This window comes from Corynebacterium hylobatis, assembly GCF_003955685.1.
Taxonomy (GTDB): Bacteria; Actinomycetota; Actinomycetes; order Mycobacteriales; family Mycobacteriaceae; genus Corynebacterium; species Corynebacterium hylobatis.
Genome location: NZ_RXHJ01000011.1, coordinates 78,462 through 94,026, shown reverse-complemented (window position 1 = coordinate 94,026; position 15,565 = coordinate 78,462). Strand labels below are relative to the sequence as shown.

The 15,565-nt window shown below is 65.1% G+C and carries 12 protein-coding genes; 8 read left to right on the top strand and 4 right to left on the bottom strand.

Translation table 11 applies throughout. The annotated features are described in order from the left end of the window. Nucleotides 1-171 precede the first annotated feature (171 nt). Together EAH68_RS09720 and EAH68_RS09715 are read left to right on the top strand one after the other, a co-directional pair. Nucleotides 172-1,470 (top strand): carboxylesterase family protein, encoded by a 1,299-nt coding sequence (locus EAH68_RS09720; protein WP_126121135.1) that lies wholly within the window; start codon nucleotides 172-174, stop codon nucleotides 1,468-1,470. Between the two features lie 56 nt (nucleotides 1,471-1,526). Next, nucleotides 1,527-2,633, top strand: coding sequence for a hypothetical protein (locus EAH68_RS09715; protein ID WP_126121134.1), 1,107 nt, complete (start codon nucleotides 1,527-1,529; stop codon nucleotides 2,631-2,633). Between the two features lie 24 nt (nucleotides 2,634-2,657). On the opposite strand, the gene idi is transcribed toward EAH68_RS09715, so the two are convergent. Beyond that, nucleotides 2,658-3,215, bottom strand: coding sequence for an isopentenyl-diphosphate Delta-isomerase (gene idi, locus EAH68_RS09710; RefSeq protein ID WP_126121133.1), 558 nt, complete (start codon nucleotides 3,213-3,215; stop codon nucleotides 2,658-2,660). Between the two features lie 368 nt (nucleotides 3,216-3,583). Between idi and EAH68_RS09705 the strand changes: the two genes are divergently transcribed. Further along, on the top strand, nucleotides 3,584-4,972 hold the full coding sequence (locus EAH68_RS09705; protein WP_126121132.1) for a C2 family cysteine protease: 1,389 nt from the start codon (nucleotides 3,584-3,586) through the stop codon (nucleotides 4,970-4,972). A gap of 65 nt (nucleotides 4,973-5,037) precedes the next feature. Here the strand turns inward: EAH68_RS09705 and EAH68_RS09700 are convergent, their stop codons facing one another. The 3 genes from EAH68_RS09700 to EAH68_RS09690 form a co-directional block, all read right to left on the bottom strand. Further along, nucleotides 5,038-6,648, bottom strand: coding sequence for a hypothetical protein (locus EAH68_RS09700; RefSeq protein ID WP_126121131.1), 1,611 nt, complete (start codon nucleotides 6,646-6,648; stop codon nucleotides 5,038-5,040). A gap of 79 nt (nucleotides 6,649-6,727) precedes the next feature. Next, on the bottom strand, nucleotides 6,728-7,327 hold the full coding sequence (locus EAH68_RS09695) for a DUF3558 domain-containing protein (protein WP_126121130.1): 600 nt from the start codon (nucleotides 7,325-7,327) through the stop codon (nucleotides 6,728-6,730). Between the two features lie 114 nt (nucleotides 7,328-7,441). Continuing rightward, nucleotides 7,442-7,972, bottom strand: a complete 531-nt coding sequence (locus EAH68_RS09690; protein ID WP_126121129.1) for a hypothetical protein — start codon at nucleotides 7,970-7,972, stop codon at nucleotides 7,442-7,444. A 178-nt stretch (nucleotides 7,973-8,150) separates the two neighbouring features. Here EAH68_RS09690 and EAH68_RS09685 point away from each other — a divergent pair, with 178 nt between their 5' ends. From EAH68_RS09685 to EAH68_RS09665, 5 genes are all read left to right on the top strand, one after another. Beyond that, a complete protein-coding gene (locus EAH68_RS09685) occupies nucleotides 8,151-10,028 on the top strand; it encodes an ABC transporter ATP-binding protein (protein ID WP_126121128.1) in 1,878 nt (625 codons plus the stop codon). 17 nt (nucleotides 10,029-10,045) lie between these two features. Then, a complete protein-coding gene (locus EAH68_RS09680) occupies nucleotides 10,046-11,179 on the top strand; it encodes a MalY/PatB family protein (protein WP_126121127.1) in 1,134 nt (377 codons plus the stop codon). A 320-nt stretch (nucleotides 11,180-11,499) separates the two neighbouring features. Continuing rightward, nucleotides 11,500-13,302, top strand: coding sequence for a maltose alpha-D-glucosyltransferase (gene treS, locus EAH68_RS09675; protein WP_126121173.1), 1,803 nt, complete (start codon nucleotides 11,500-11,502; stop codon nucleotides 13,300-13,302). Nucleotides 13,303-13,304: 2 nt separating this feature from the next. Further along, nucleotides 13,305-14,426 carry a hypothetical protein gene (locus tag EAH68_RS09670; RefSeq protein WP_126121126.1) on the top strand — a complete coding sequence of 374 codons (1,122 nt, stop codon included), beginning with the start codon at nucleotides 13,305-13,307 and terminating at the stop codon, nucleotides 14,424-14,426. Then, entirely contained in the window at nucleotides 14,423-15,448 is a 1,026-nt protein-coding gene (locus tag EAH68_RS09665; RefSeq protein ID WP_126121125.1) for an LLM class flavin-dependent oxidoreductase, read from the top strand. The genes EAH68_RS09670 and EAH68_RS09665 overlap by 4 nt, the downstream gene beginning before the upstream one ends. Nucleotides 15,449-15,565 lie beyond the last annotated feature (117 nt).

Sequence of the window (15,565 nt, the reverse complement as noted above, 5' to 3'; positions counted from 1 at the left end):
CACAGCCTACCGTTGGTTGGTGGTGGCTCGGCTATCGATCCTGCACAGTACATCGAACAGCAGGACCGTTCCATCCAGGGCACACCCAGGCTTTGGGGTCTCTTCCGTGTGGGCGGTCACTCCCGCCCTGCAGGACGGAGCACTAGCCCGCAGCTTGGTAGCGTAAGCGCCATGTCTGACCACGAGCGTGTGACCGTCACCTCCCCCGCGGGCAAAATCACCGGCCTGACCGACGGGGAAATCCTGCGTTTCCATTCGGTCCCCTACTCCGTCATCCCCGGACCTTTCGAGAACGCCGAGCGCATCCCCCGCGAACAACGCGCGCTTATCGACGCCACCGTCCACCACCCCCGCGACACCGCCCTTTCGGTGGTCACCCCGGCGGGCGCGAAGACGCTCGATGACCTGCCGGTGGTGGTCTACATCCACGGCGGGCGTTTCGAGCACGGCACCCACGGCGACCGCCGGGCCGACGGCGCCCCCAACGCCCGCGACGGCATCATCACCGTCCACCTCGGCTACCGCGTGAAACTCGAGGGTTTCGCCCGCTTCCACGACGACGAACCGGGTCATTTCCGCGGCATCCACGACTGCCAGCTCGGCCTGGAGTGGGTGCAGCGCAACATCGAGTCCTTCGGCGGGGATCCCACCAACATCACCCTCGTCGGCCAGTCCGCCGGCGCGACCGTCGCCCTGTGGTTGGCGCGCCGGGACCACTACCGCGGTGCTTTCCGACGCGTGCTCGCCATGTCGCCGTGTTTTCCCCGCGAGAGCTTCGAGAAGCGCAAGGGATCCCTGCGGCTGGCCCTGGGCAAACCCGTCACGCGTGCCTCCCTGACGCGCCTGGCCGAGGAGAAACCCGAACTCCTGCGCCGTGCCTACGACCGTTTCCGCACCATCCAGGGTCTGGACATGGCGCTCGGCCCCACGGATTTCGACGGTGCCGAACTCGCCGACATCCCCATCCTGCTCACCTCCACCCGCGATGAGCACTACGACATGCCCATCGGCCAGAAGGTCGATGCCCGCGGCCTGGGCCCCACCATGGTCCGGCTGCTGGCGCGGCGCATGGGTGTGCGCGGCTCCGTCGCCGAATATCTGCGGGAGGCGCAGACCCTCGACCCGGCACGCCCCATGGGCCGGCTCATCGGTGATGCCGCCAACCGCCGCTGGGTCGCCCAGGCCGCCGAAGAGGCCCCGGGGCCGGTGTGGCTGGCGGAGTTCGTCGCTGATTCCCGCCCCGCTGTGCACTGCGAGGAAATCCCCCTGCTCTTCGGTTTGGAGGAGGGGGAGAAAACGGCGGCAATACGCTCCCTTTTTGTGGATTTCGTCCGCGGAACCACCCCCGGATGGCGCAGTTATGAGGCATCCACGGGAAGGTGGTGCAGAATACTAAACACTGCAACTAGTGACGTATCATCGGAATCAGACACGCTGCGGATGGTCCGGGAGGCCTTTCTCCCCGACTGAAGAAAGGCCTGCTCATGGGGACACACGGAGGAGCACCACCTTCGGATCTGTCGACGATGGCGTCCGTCCCCATCCCGGGCGGGGTTCACGTCCTCCAGGCCAGCGACGAACCGGAGAGCGCCTCCTTCCGCCAGCTCTTCCTCGACGACACCGGGGAACGCCCCCTGGACAGTCTCGCGGACGTCTGCTCGGGGATCATGGCGGGTGGGAAGACGATGGGCGCCGGCACGCTCACCAGCCCCCTGCCCGGAGGCCTGGAACTGCGTGCCGAGGAACACAGACCCCACGCCATCACCCTCATCCTCGCCGACGCCGTGGACACCGAATGCTACGCCGTGACCCTGTTTCGGCGGGTGTGGCCGGTCAGCACCGCCGAACAGGAGTCACTCTCCACCCTCATCGGCCGCCACTCCCCCGAGCTCGTGAGCACCCTGGGGACGAAGATCCAGTGGTACGACTGCATCCTCGGCACCATCCACCGCCTGCCGTGCGTCCCCAACGCCTACGAGATGACCCGCACCCACGTCGAGGCCCAGTACTTCTCCCACACACACAAGGTCCTCCTCGGCCAGACCATCCGCTACATCCACGACTCCCTGCTCATGGCCTTCCCCTACGAATGGATCCCCGCCACCGAGATCTGCCGGGAGCTGGAGGATCGCCTCGACACCTACCTCAGCCGCGCCCCCGAGCTCCGTCAGCATGAGACCTGGATCCGCGACTGCTACCACCATCTCAACGGTGAGATGCTCATCCAACGCATTCACGGCCACCTCAACTATGAGCGCCTCTGGCTCGATGACGATCACTGGGTCATCGGCGGTTGGGACGGCGACCTCCATCTCCCCCACGAGGAACGCGCCCGCCACGGCTCCCCGCTCCAGGACCTCGCCGCGGTCTTCCGCGGTCTCTTCTGGGCCTGCGGCGACAATCACGCCTGGTGCGAGAAGGCCGTCGTCTCCATCTTCGAGGGTTACGGCGAACCCCTCCCCAGTCTGCCCTTCAGCCTCTTCGTGCTGGATAAGGTCTGCGCGGAGATCGCCGGCCTGGATACCCCGCCCGAAGGCTCCGGATCCGACCCCATGGAGTTCCTGGTGTGGTTCCGGGGTGACTTCATGGCCAACCTCCACAGGATGGAGCAGTCGGCCTTCCATCGGGCGTAGGGGTTCTGCAGGCCCCGGCGCGCCCTACCGCCCCAGGATCGCGTCGCGCAGACGCTGGTCGGCGAGTTCCTCCACGAGCCAGGGGCTGAAGGCGAAGGGGGTGGCGTCGACAGCCGCGATCACCGACTGAGCATCTGCCCAGGACAGCGAATCGATCTCATCCTCGACCGGGTCCGGCTGCTCACCGGGCTGCAGGCGGGCGACGTAGACGGGGCAGAACTCGTTCTCCACGATGCCGCTGGAATCCACCGCCCGGTACCGGAAATCCGGCAGCACCGCGACGATTTCGGAGACAGCACCCTCAGCGAAACCGAGTTCCTCGATGCTGCGCCGCACGATCGCCTCCTCGTTGCTCTCATCCGGACCGGGATGGCCGCAGAAGCTGTTGGTCCACACCCCCGGCCAGGTCTTCTTCGACAGCGCGCGGCGGGTCAGCAGCAGCCTGCCGTCAGCGTCGAGCAGGTAGCAGGAGAAGGCGAAGTGCAGCGGGGTGTCCGCGGTGTGGATGGTGGCCTTCGGCGCAGTACCGATGGCCTGCCCGTGCTCGTCGGCCAGAACCACCAGTTCAACGTCATGAGTCATGGCACCACCCTACCCATTTTTCCCTCCGCTCCTTCAGCAGCTGTTTCCAGACGCTGGGCGTCATTCCCCCGTCTCAGGGAAGTAAATGCTGGGTACCGAACAGAATTCCCGCATAGTTTTTCATTGAAAACTAAACGGCAAGCCGCGATACTTATCCCCAATAAACAAGCCGCACCGTCTCATTTCACTTCCCTGATTCACGCGCAATGGCCATCTTTTACGCCCCGTCGCCACTTCAAGCACGTCACTCATTGCACTGGCTTCCCTCACTAATCACCCGCACCCGTTCGGGTCTGAGAACGAGGCACACCTTGCGCCATATTCCGGCCCTTTGAATAAAACAAACATGCACCACGAAGGGAATAACCATGGCAGAAAACGACTACGCCAACGACCCCGTATCACCAGACCACCCCGGATTCGAGGTCGGTGACCCGGCAGGGGTTGTCAACCCGTTTGCTCTGGCCGAACTCATCAACGGTTCAAAAATCGATTGGGAGGCCGTGGAAAAACCGGAAGCCCTGCTAGAGCAGCTTCTGGAGACCCCCTACACCGAGTTGTTCGACCCCAAATACGGCTCTCCGCTCTACCCAGGTCTGGCGCTCAACACCGACAACAAACTGGAGGCCGCAGAAGCTGATTCCATCACCCTCACTGACAGTGATGAAGGGGTCGAAACACCGGTGGGGGACATCGTCACCATCGAGGATCTACAGGAGTTCCTGGAGAAGTATCAAGCCCAGGGTTTGCAGGTAAATGAGGTGCTACGCACCACAGCACGCCGACTGCGAATCGAGCTTGATCTCGGGGCTGTGGTGCCCCGCAGGATCTCGAATCTGAAATGGCCGAAATACCTGGCAGATGTCGTGCTTCCAATCTTAAGCCTCAAAGACAAGACAGACGGGTGGGAGCCTGAGCTCATCCGGTGGGAGGACGTCGGCCATTTCTTCAACAAAGCGGCCAACTACTCAGATCCCATCCAGGGTGCTGTCGCCAACTGCGGTTTGATAGCGGCTCTGGCCAGCGTGGCGTGGACGCGGCCTTTCCTCATCGCCCATAAGACCCGACCGACGGGACCGGCTCAGGAACAGTTCATCTGTCAGATCAGCTTCCGCCGTTCTTGGTTCCCCTTCACTCCCGCTCAGTCGATACAGGTCACTGAGCAGGTTCCGGTTTCCGCCGACGGACACATCATCTACGCTCGCTCCAGCGACCCCGACGAGATCTGGCCGGCCGTCTACGAGAAGGCCTATGCCAAGTGGATCACCGGAAACACCACCGACCGACCCAATATTCTCGCGACTGCATTCCGCAACCCCATCTCGATCCTGAGTCATATCACGCATGAAAACTCCAGAACGACCCTGGATACCGCAGGCAGTTCGGCGACCCGGCTTTATGATTTCGTGCGCGGCAACTCACTGAGCGGTAAAACCGTGCATCCGATGGTCGCGTGGACGTACAACTCGGCAGACAACGCTCCCGACGACATCACCTACTCGAACGAGACGCTGTGTGCCGCCCACGCTTACTCGGTCCTGGGCTGGGCCTACCGGAACAACCGCAGATACGTCGTGCTGCGTAATCCCTGGGGTGTCGCTACAGCATCGGCATCCAAATACACCTTGAACGAGACCTGGTACGTCCACCACATCAGCTGGTGGAAGCCGATCACTCTCGGGGCAGCAGGCGTCTTCGCCCTAGAGGCCTCGCTCTTCAAGAAGTACTTCGGCTGGATCGGAGTGGCCAAGCGCTAGTTCTCCCGGCCACGTCCACCAGCATGGGTTGAGGGGCGGCTGCTCCCCTCAACCCTTTCCCGGGCTCACCCGCGGGCCCACGCCCCGATCACGCCTGGCACCACCGGCTGGTGCTCGCCGAGCAGCGCCGCGGCGTTGTCATCCTTCTCCACCACCGACGTCACGGTCTTCACCTTCGCGGCTTTGGACTGCGCCTGCCCGGCCATCGGTGCCCCCATCATGGGCATCATGCCGCGGCCCATCGGGCCACTGCTTCTCGACACCCCTCCCCCACCCACCGCCGAGTGCGCGGTCGAGGTACCAGCCGGTGGCCGCGCCGCGACGCCCGCTCCTGTTCCTCCCCCGACGAGGCCACCACCGCCGATGGGGCCACCCGCCCGACCACCACTGCCTGCGATGTTGCCAGTGGGAAGTCCGGGGCGCCCTGGTTGTGCCGTGCCGAGGATGCCGAGCGGACCCGACATCCCATTCGGGCTCATGCCACCGATCGGTGCAGACAATGGAATCCGTCCGGCACCAGCCGCCGTGGTCCCGCCCCCAGCCAGGTTCCCGACACCACCCAGCGGAACCGGCCCACCAAGGGCCGGGCCAGCACCCAGACTGGTTCCGCCGCCCGTACCGAAGGAAGGGGCACCCAGCGTGCCGACACCCGGCGGTGCCGTCAGCGCACCCGTCGAAGCTGCAGTCGTGCCGATATCACCGGCCTGCACGACCTGATCGAGTGGAGCCCCAGTGACCCCGGCCAGATCATTGACCCCGGACTGGACGGTGCCGAAGTCCCCGGTGCCCATCGCCTGCTGCACCGAGTTCAGTGCCTGGAGAGTGCCACCCGCCGGGCGGTTTCCGGTGGCGTCGTGCTTCGAGCCCTTGCCCGCCACCTCATTCATCCCGAGGGCCACCTGGCCACCACCGTCGGCGCCACCGTCCATCACCATGAGGTTGCGGATCGGCGGGATCCCCGTGGTCACCGAGGGCATGTAAGTCGCCGGGAAAGACTGAAGGAAAGCCTGCTCCGCAGCGGTCTTCTGCACCGGATCAGCAATCGCCCCCAGTGCCATCCGCGCGTAGTTGACCTGCAGCGCACCGTCCTGTTTGATCGCCGAGAGTCGCTCCACCGACGCCGCCATGGTCTTCGAATTCTGCGCGAAGGTATCACCCGCCCGGGCAACCTCCGCAATCTTGCCGATCGCCGCCTCAATCACCTCACCCCGGTTGCTGCCCGACAGTTCCTGCGCCACCGCATCCAGGCTCTGGGCGATTGACGACGTCTCCCCCGACAGCGCATGCCACAGCTGCGAGGCCGCCACACACTCCGCGATCCTGGTGGACGAGAAATCCGCCGCCAGCTGCTCAATCGACAGCGCCGGCAGGACCATCGGCGGGGTGAAGCTGAAGTTCTCAAAGCGGGGCTGCGGTCTGCTCGGGAAGCTAACACCGTCGGCACCGACGGTGCCGCCCTCATCCGCGATGTCCATGCCCCTCGCGACGAAGGCATTCTGCCCGGTCAACGCCTCATAGCTGGCGGCCAGCGCGCCGCTAAGCCACTCGACCTGTTCGGCATAGGACTGCAGCACCGTGATCGCTGAACCCGCGCCACCGTTGATGACTCCGCCGTGGGCGCCTCCGAGCTGGTCCAGGCCGGACACGCCGGAGAAACTTCCGTTCAGACTTGCCATACCCGCTTCAAAAACAGAGTTACGAGCATCTGCGCCAATCGATTTAAGTTTGTCGACTCCCCCGAGAATCGAGTCATGATCAATGAGAATCTCCATTGTCTTCCCCCAAGAGTTGATGGATGTCTTCCAGTTTCTGAACGGCCAACGAACAAAGATCATCGCGGCTCTGCGTCGTAAGAGTTTCCATGTAGTGGACTACAAAGCGTCCACGAGTGGTGTGTAGAGCAGCACTGCATTCATCCGGCACCCCCGATCCCATGTGGTGAAGATATATGCCGGGAACAGTGGCTTCGGTGGTAGGAGCAAGCAGCATGCCTCGCTCTTCAATTCGGCTCTTCGGCACCTTGTCACCCGCCAACGCGAAGAACCCTTGCTGCGAAGGATCAAGAGAATTGAAAGAGCAGCTCTCCGATTTTCCTGCATCGCTGAAGGGTTCACCGACAGGTTCCCCCAACCCCGCTGCCGCGCGAACTTCTGCCGGGATCTCGGTGCACGGGTTGAACACCTCGAAGTCGCCCTCGGGGTCGAAGTCTCCGAGCTCGATGGGTTGGGCGACGGGTTCGACGGTCGTGGGGCTCGCGGGTGGCGAGGACGGGGCGTCGATAGGCGTGTCGTCCGGTGAGCAGGCGGTGAGTATCAACGCCGTCAGGATGAGAGGCAGGAGTCGGCGGGCGGGCATGGGGTCCCCTTGTGTGGTGGTGGAGGGTGCGGAGGTTTTCCGCACCCGACACACTTAGACTCCGGAAACCGCCCGCCGGTTCCCGGGTCCCTGAAAATTCTTTCCGGCCGAACCCTAGTAGCTGAGGTTACCCTCGAAGATCACGTTGCCCACCTGCAGTTCCGCGTCCCAGAGGTTGCCGGGGCTGACCTCGAAGGCGTACTGGATGTTGGTGGATGCGCCGGCACCCAGCGGCAGATCGAGGCCGAGGTTCAGCTCGGTGTCCGAGTTGCTGAGGGGGGTGGCGTCGGTCATGGTGCCGCCGCCGGAGTTGTACTGCAACTTCGGGTCGGGGATGGACTCGGGTGGGACGGGTTCGTCGTTGAGGTTGCGCACCAGGAAGGTGACCACGCTGCCGCTGTACTGGCCGGAACGGGTGCCCTGGTAGGTCCACTCGACGTTGAGGCCGGGGTCGGTGGTGGTGCCGCGCAGGGTTTCGGCGACCTTCGGTTCCACCTCGACCGCCTGGGCGACCGGGGTCTGAGAGGTAGTGACCTCGATGGACTCCTCCGAGCCCGTTCCATCACCGTTGCCACCGCAGGCTGTGAGCAGCAGTGCGGTGGTGAGAATCGCAGCGGCGCTGACGCCGAAGCGGTATCGTCCCACGGTCCCTCCGTTTCCTGTCCGGCCTAGAATGTCCAGGGAGAAGTCCCGGACTGTCCCATAGTCTAACCAGCGCCTGAGCCTGGGCGGGCAGTTCCGGTGACAACACCGTAATTTAATTTCACCGCGGCCGGCCGAAACTTCGGCCGGGTACCGCGAGAACCATGGAAAGCCCTACACGTTGAATTCTCTCGCCCGCATCCTCCGGAGTGCCTCCGCCCTGTGGCCGTTCTATCTGGGGGTGGTTCTCGTCTCCACGGTGGCGGCCGCCCTGGGTCTGGTGTCGCCGTTCATCCTGCGGGAGGCCACCGACACGATCGTGTCCACCCTGCGCGGGGAAACCACCGTCGCAGAGGTGACCACCACCCTGCTGGTGCTGGCCCTCGGCCTGCTGCTGGCTGATCTGGCGAACACAGCGATGACGAACGTCGGCGGCTACATCGGTGACGTCATGGCCATGCGGATGCGGCAGATCCTGTCCACCCGCTACTACGCGAAGCTGCTGGCGTTGCCGCAGCGGTACTTCGACAACCAGGTCACCGGCACGGTCATCGCGCGGCTGGACCGGTCGATCACGTCGATCACGCAGTTCCTGCAGTCCTTCTCCAACAGCTTCTTCCCCATGCTCATCCAGGTGGCGGCGGTACTGGTGATCACCACCTGGTACTACTGGCCGCTGACAATCCTGCTGGCGCTGCTCTTCCCCATCTACATGTGGCTGACCACGCTGACGTCGAAACGCTGGCAGAAGCTCGAGGGGCAGAAGAACGAGCAGATTGACCTGGCCAACGGCCGTTTCGCGGAGGTCATCGGCCAGGTGAAGGTGGTCAAGTCCTTCGTCTCCGAGGTGCGTGAGCTCGACGACTTCGGTTCCCGCTACGGCAGGACGGTGGACATCACCCGCCCGCAGTCCCGCTGGTGGCACACCATGGACACCGCCCGTGGTGCGGCACTCAACCTCATCTTCTTCGCCATCTACCTGCTGCTGTTCTTCCGCACCCTCAACGGTTTCTTCTCCCTGGGTGACATGGTCATGCTCATCCAGCTGGTGAACATGGCCAAGCAGCCGGTGTTCATGATGAGCTGGATCGTGGACGCCGCCCAGCGCGCCATCGCAGGTTCGAGGGACTATTTCAAGGTCATGGAGGAGGAGTTCGAGCCCACGGCCAACGCCCAGCTGATCGCCGCGACGCAGGCCTCCGGGGTGCCGCAGCTCGACGTCACCCCGGTCCAGCCGCTGACACCTGTGGCGGGCCTGCCGGTCATCGACTTCGACCGCGTCACCTTCTCCTATCTGCCCGGCGAGCCGGTGATCCGGGACGTGGACTTCGACGTGTCGAGGGGTGAGACCATCGCGCTCGTGGGCGAATCCGGTGGTGGCAAGTCCACGCTGGTCAACCTGCTGCTGGGCCTCTACCCCATCGATGAGGGTCACCTGCGGGTCTGCGGTCGCGACATCACGGACCTCTCGGCGGCCGAGCTGCGGGCGAGCGTGGGTGTGGTCTTCCAGGAGGCCTCGCTGTTCTCCGGCACGATCGCGGAGAACATCGCCTACGGCCGCCCCGGCGCCACCGACGAGGAGATCCGCGAGGTCGCCCGCCGCGCCAACGCCCACGATTTCATCGAGCGCTTCCCCAAGGGTTATGACACCGTCATCGGCGAGCGCGGCCTGCGTCTGTCGGGTGGACAGAAGCAGCGCGTCGCGGTGGCACGCGCCATGCTCAAGGACGCGCCCGTCCTGCTTCTCGACGAAGCCACCTCCGCCCTCGACACCCGTTCCGAGCGCGCCGTCCAGGCGGGCCTGGATGAGCTGATGAAGAACCGTACGACGGTGATCATCGCGCACCGGCTGTCGACGATCGCGGGCGTCGATAAGATCATCACCCTGCGGGAGGGAGTCGTCGACGAGATCGGCTCCCCCGACGAACTGGCCGCCTCGGGCGGTATCTACGCCGAGCTGCTGCAGCTGACCGCCTCCTCCTCCGCGGCCGACCGCGCGCGGCTGCGCCGGTACGGCCTCGTCATCGACGGGGAGGACAACACCGTCGAGCCTGAGTGAGGTACTAACCTGAGGGCATGCAGTTCCCTACCCTTGCTCAGCTCAAAGACCGCCGCACCCGTAAATGGACCGTCTACGGCGAGGACATCCTGCCCCTGTGGATCGCGGAGAGCGACTTCTTCACCTGCACGCCCGTGAAGCAGGCGATCATGGACGCCATCGACAGGGAGTCCTTCGGCTACACCCCCGCCACCTCCGAGCTCCCCGAGGCCGTGGCCGACTTCTATGCCGAGCGCTACGGCTGGCGTCCGGATCCGGCGATGATCGTGGCCACCCCGGACGTGGTCCGTGGCCTGGCCCTGGCCATCGAGTACATGACCCGCCCCGATTCGGCCGTCGTCGTGCCCGTGCCCGCCTACCCGCCCTTCCTCGAACTGCCCGAGACCGTGGGCCGCGAGATGGTCTTCATCGACGCCTACGGAGGACTCGACCTCACCGAGATCGAGCAGGCCTTCGCCGACGGTGCCGGTTCCATCCTGCTGTGCTCGCCCAACAACCCCCTCGGCTACACCCTGGACGAGGACTTCCTCGTCGCGTTGTGTGAACTCGCCGACCGTTATGATGCCCGCGTCCTCGTCGATGAGATTCACGCCCCCCTTGTCTTCGACGGCCGCCATATCGTCGCCGCCGGGCTCAACGACACCGCCGCCAAGGTGTGCGTGACCGTCACCGCCACCTCCAAGGCCTGGAACATCGCCGGCCTGAAGTGCGCCCAGATCATCTTCACCAACCCCGAGGACCTGGCCACCTGGAACAAGATGACCGGCGTGGCCAAGGACGGTGTGTCCACCATCGGCATCTGGGCCGCCATCGCCTGCTACCGCGAGGGCGGGGACTTCCTCGACCGGCAGATCGACTACCTGCGCGCCAACCGCGACTGGCTGGTCGCTGAGGTGCCGAAGCGGGTGCCCGGTCTGAAGGTGACCAACCCGGCCGCGACCTACCTGATGTGGCTGGACTTCTCCGGCACCGCCATCGGCGACCTGGAACGCCCCGCGATCTGGCTGCGGGAGAACGCGAAGGTCGCCTTCAATGACGGCCTGCACTTCGGGCCCGGCGGCCTGCACCACGCCCGGCTGAATTTCGGCACCTCCCGGGAGATCCTCGAGGAGGCCTGCGCCCGCCTGGAGAAGGCCTTCGCCGCGCTCTGAATCGTGAGGTTTTCAGGCGCCTGAAAACCCCACCTCACACCCCTTTCTGAACAGGGAAGATACGGCGGCCGCCAGAAATTCAGGTTCGATATTCAGGCGTGCCCCCGCCGGTGCGCAACAAGTCACCCGACCCCACCCCAGATTGACCCGCCCGGTGACCTATTGCGCATATACCACCGGGGATCCCCCTGCACCACCCCGGGCATTTCCCTACCCTGGTAGCCATGACCGATCCCCGACATGACGATCCGAACACCGAACGCCGGCGGAACGCAGGAGCCTCCGATTCGACGACCGGCCCCCAGGGCCCAGGTCTGTCGATGGGACCCCTCGGGGCCGGCCACGATCCGGAAGACCACCACTTCCACCCGGATGAGATACCCACCGAACGCCCGCCGGTTGACGCCGAGGGCTACATCGTCGAGCACGGGTCCCAGGAGTACCGCACCCCCACCCCGGCCCCCGGTGACGCCCCCTGGGAGCGCCCCGACCCGGAGTGGTACAAGACGGCAGTCTTCTATGAGGTGCTGGTGCGCGCCTTCTACGACCCGGAGGGCCACGGTTCCGGTTCCTTCAAGGGCCTGACGGAGAAGCTGGACTACCTGGAGTGGCTGGGCATCAACTGCATCTGGTTGCCGCCCTTCTATGATTCCCCGCTGCGCGACGGCGGCTACGACATCCGGAACTTCCGTGAGGTCCTGCCGGAGTTCGGCACGGTCGAGGACTTCGTGGAGCTCATGGACCAGGCCCACAAGCGTGGCATCCGTGTCATCGCGGACCTGGTGATGAATCACACCTCGGACCAGCACCAGTGGTTCCAGGAGTCCCGCCGTGACCCGGACGGCCCCTACGGGGATTTCTACGTCTGGAGTGATGACGACACGAAGTACTCGGATGCGCGGATCATCTTCATCGACACCGAGGAGTCGAACTGGACGTGGGATCCGGTGCGCAAGCAGTACTTCTGGCACCGGTTCTTCAGCCACCAGCCGGACCTGAACTACGATCACCCGCCGGTGCGGGCGGCGATGCTGGAGGTCATGCGTTTCTGGCTGGACCTGGGGCTGGATGGTTTCCGCCTGGACGCGGTGCCCTACCTCTATGAGCGGGAGGGCACCAGCTGCGAGAACCTGTCGGAGACGCATGAGTTCCTCAAGCAGGTCCGCGGTGTCATCGAGGATGAGTACCCGACGAAGGTGCTGCTGGCGGAGGCGAACCAGATGCCCGAAGAGGTGGTGGAGTACTTCGGTGAGCCGGACACCGGCGATGAGTGTCACATGGCCTTCCATTTCCCGGTGATGCCGCGGATCTTCATGAGCGTGCACAAGCAGTCGCGCACGCCGATCTCGGAGATCCTGGCGGATACCCCGGAGATCCCGAAGACAGCGCAGTGGGGCATCTTCCTGCGCAACCATGATGAACTGACCCTGGAGATGGTCACCGACGAGGAACGCGCGTACATGTACAAGCATTTCGCGCGGGATCCGCGGATGCGCGCGAACGTGGGTATCCGCCGCCGGCTCGCACCCCTGGTGGGTAGTGACCGCAACAAGCTGGAGCTGCTGCACGGGCTGCTGCTCTCGTTGCCGGGTTCGCCGATCCTCTACTACGGCGATGAGATCGGCATGGGCGACAACATCTGGCTCTATGACCGGGACGGTGTGCGCACCCCGATGCAGTGGTCGAATGACCGCAACGGTGGTTTCTCGAAGGCGGATCCGGAGCGGCTGTATCTGCCGGCGATCCAGAATGACCAGTACGGTTACCAGGCGATCAACGTCGAGAACCAGATGAACAGGGATAATTCCCTGCTGCAGTGGATCCGCAGCCAGATCCATGTGCGCCAGCAGTACCCGGCCTTCGGTCTGGGTACCTACCGGGAGATCGACTCGGAGAATGAGACGGTGCTGACCTTCCTGCGGGAGCACAAGGACGAGAAGATCCTGTGCGTGAACAACCTCTCGGACCGTCCGCAGGCGGTGTCGCTGGATCTCTCGGAGTTCGTGGGTGTGACCCCGCGGGAGCTTTCGGGTGGCGAGCGTTTCCCGCAGATCCGCAAGTACCCGTGGGTGGTCATGCTCGCCCCGCACGGTTATCTCTGGTTCGATCTGTCGGAGGAGTGATCATGGATCTGGCCAGCATGCTTGCCGGGGCGCGGTTCTACGGCGCGAAATCCGAGGCGGTCGATGAGGTGGAGGTTGTCCGGGAGCTGCCGGTCGAGGACGCGCGCCTGATGATTCTGCGCGTCAACGGCCGCGAGCTGTACCAGGTGCTTGTCGACGCCGCCGGCAACGACGTCCTCAGCACCTCCCCGCACCTCTACCTGGAGGCGGTCTTCGGCACCCACCACGGCGAGGGGCTGCCGACCGGTGAGGTCCGCGCGATCGAGGGCGAGCAGTCCAACACCTCGCTCATCGTCGGCGACCGGATGGTGAAGGTCTTCCGCCATCTGGAGGCGGGACTGAACCCGGATGTGGAACTGCTCTCGGAGATCCCGGACTGCCCCAACATCGCCCCGGTGCGCGGCTGGGTCACCACGGAGATCGACGGTGCCGCCCACACCCTGGCCATGGCGCAGGACTTCGTGCCCGACGCTGATGACGGCTGGCGTTTCGCCCTCGGTTTCGCCGCCCTCGACGCTCCCTTCGGTGCGGAGGCCTCCCTGCTGGGTGAGGCGACGCGTGCGGTGCATGAGGCGCTGGCGGGGGCGCTGCCGGTGGAGCAGGTGGATGCCGGCAAGCTCGGTGAGCGGCTCAGCCGGCAGCTCGATGACCTGGTGGCCCGCGCCCCGGTGCTGGCGGAATTCGCCGACGACGCCCGGGCCGTCTACGCCGCGCTGACGGATGCTGAGACCGGGATCCAGCGCATCCACGGTGATCTGCATCTGGGGCAGGTGCTGCGGACGTCGGAAAGCTACGTCCTCATCGACTTCGAGGGCGAACCCGCACGCCCGCTGTCCGCACGCCGACTCCCCGATTCCCCGTTGCGCGACGTCGCCGGCATCATGCGTTCCCTCGACTACGCCGCCCACTTCAGCAGCGACGGCCCCCATGATCCGGCCGCGTGGGCGCAGGAGGCGCAGGCCGCCTTCCTCGAGGGCTACGGCCTCGAGCCCGGCCCGCTTCTCGACGCCTACATCCTCGACAAAGCCCTCTACGAGGTGGTCTACGAATCCGACAACCGGCCTGACTGGGTGGACATCCCCCTGGCCGCGGTACGCCGCATCCTGCGTAGGGTGGGGTCATGACTGCCTCTTCGACCCCGCTCTCCCTCATCGATTTCTGCACCATCTACCCCGGGGAGACCCCCCGGGAATCGATGGCCAGGTCCGTGACCCTGGCGCAACGGGCGGAGCAACTCGGCTACTCCCGCATCTGGTACTCCGAGCACCACAACATGAAGCAGATCGCCTCCTCGGCACCGGCGGTGCTCATCGCCCACATCGGCGCGAAGACGGAGAAGATCCGGTTGGGTGCCGGCGGCGTCATGCTGCCCAACCACGCGCCCTACGTCATCGCCGAGCAGTTCGGCACCCTCGCCGAGCTCTACCCCGACCGCATCGACCTCGGTCTGGGCCGCGCCCCTGGCACCGACATGAACACCCTGGGGCGGGCACTGCGCCGGGAGGCCAACGCCGCCGACTACTTCCCCCAGGACATCATGGAACTCGACGGCTACCTCGCCGGCAAGTCCCGCATCCCCGGCGTGGACGCCATCCCCGGGGCCGGCACCCACGTGCCCCTCTACATCCTCGGGTCCTCCCTCTATGGGGCGACCCTGGCCGCCCAGCTGGGACTGCCCTACTCCTTCGCCTCCCACTTCGCGCCCACCCATCTGAAGCAGGCCGTGGCCACCTACCGGGAGAATTTCCAGCCCTCCGACGCACTCGCCGAGCCCTACGTCATCGCCGCCGTCAATGTCACCGCCGCCGACACGCAGGAGGATGCGGTGCGCCAGCTCGACAGCGTCTACCGCGAGCGGATCCGTTCCATGGTCGGCCGGGGCCGCCACCTCAGCGACAGCCAGCTCGACGAGATCGTGGCCTCCCACCAGGGCCGCCAGATCATCGACATGCTGCGCTACACCGCCGTGGGCACCACCGCACAGGTCCGCGAGTACCTCGAGGACTTCGCGAAGACCGCCCAGGCCGATGAGCTGATGATCTCCCTGCAGAACGCCTCCCAGCCGGAGGCCATGCGCGGACTGGAACTGCTGGCCGAGGCCTGGGAGCTCGACCCCTCCCGGATGGTGGGCGCGCCGGGGGCGTGATGCGTTAGGTCTCGTCCGGTAGGTCCCGACACGTATCTCCCAGGTGACCGGGTCCGCGGCTGGACCGGTCACCTGGGAGATACATGGGCAGAGCTAACGGACGAGACCTACACGAAA

Excerpts from the sequence above, each read along its gene's own strand:
- EAH68_RS09720 (WP_126121135.1), top strand. The coding sequence starts at position 172 with ATGTCTGACCACGAGCGTGTGACCGTCACCTCCCCCGCGGGCAAAATC.
- EAH68_RS09715 (WP_126121134.1), top strand. The coding sequence starts at position 1,527 with ATGGCGTCCGTCCCCATCCCGGGCGGGGTTCACGTCCTCCAGGCCAGC.
- idi (WP_126121133.1), bottom strand. The coding sequence starts at position 3,215 with ATGACTCATGACGTTGAACTGGTGGTTCTGGCCGACGAGCACGGGCAG.
- EAH68_RS09705 (WP_126121132.1), top strand. The coding sequence starts at position 3,584 with ATGGCAGAAAACGACTACGCCAACGACCCCGTATCACCAGACCACCCC.
- EAH68_RS09700 (WP_126121131.1), bottom strand. The coding sequence starts at position 6,648 with ATGGCAAGTCTGAACGGAAGTTTCTCCGGCGTGTCCGGCCTGGACCAG.
- EAH68_RS09695 (WP_126121130.1), bottom strand. The coding sequence starts at position 7,327 with ATGCCCGCCCGCCGACTCCTGCCTCTCATCCTGACGGCGTTGATACTC.
- EAH68_RS09680 (WP_126121127.1), top strand. The coding sequence starts at position 10,046 with ATGCAGTTCCCTACCCTTGCTCAGCTCAAAGACCGCCGCACCCGTAAA.
- treS (WP_126121173.1), top strand. The coding sequence starts at position 11,500 with ATGGGACCCCTCGGGGCCGGCCACGATCCGGAAGACCACCACTTCCAC.
- EAH68_RS09670 (WP_126121126.1), top strand. The coding sequence starts at position 13,305 with ATGGATCTGGCCAGCATGCTTGCCGGGGCGCGGTTCTACGGCGCGAAA.
- EAH68_RS09665 (WP_126121125.1), top strand. The coding sequence starts at position 14,423 with ATGACTGCCTCTTCGACCCCGCTCTCCCTCATCGATTTCTGCACCATC.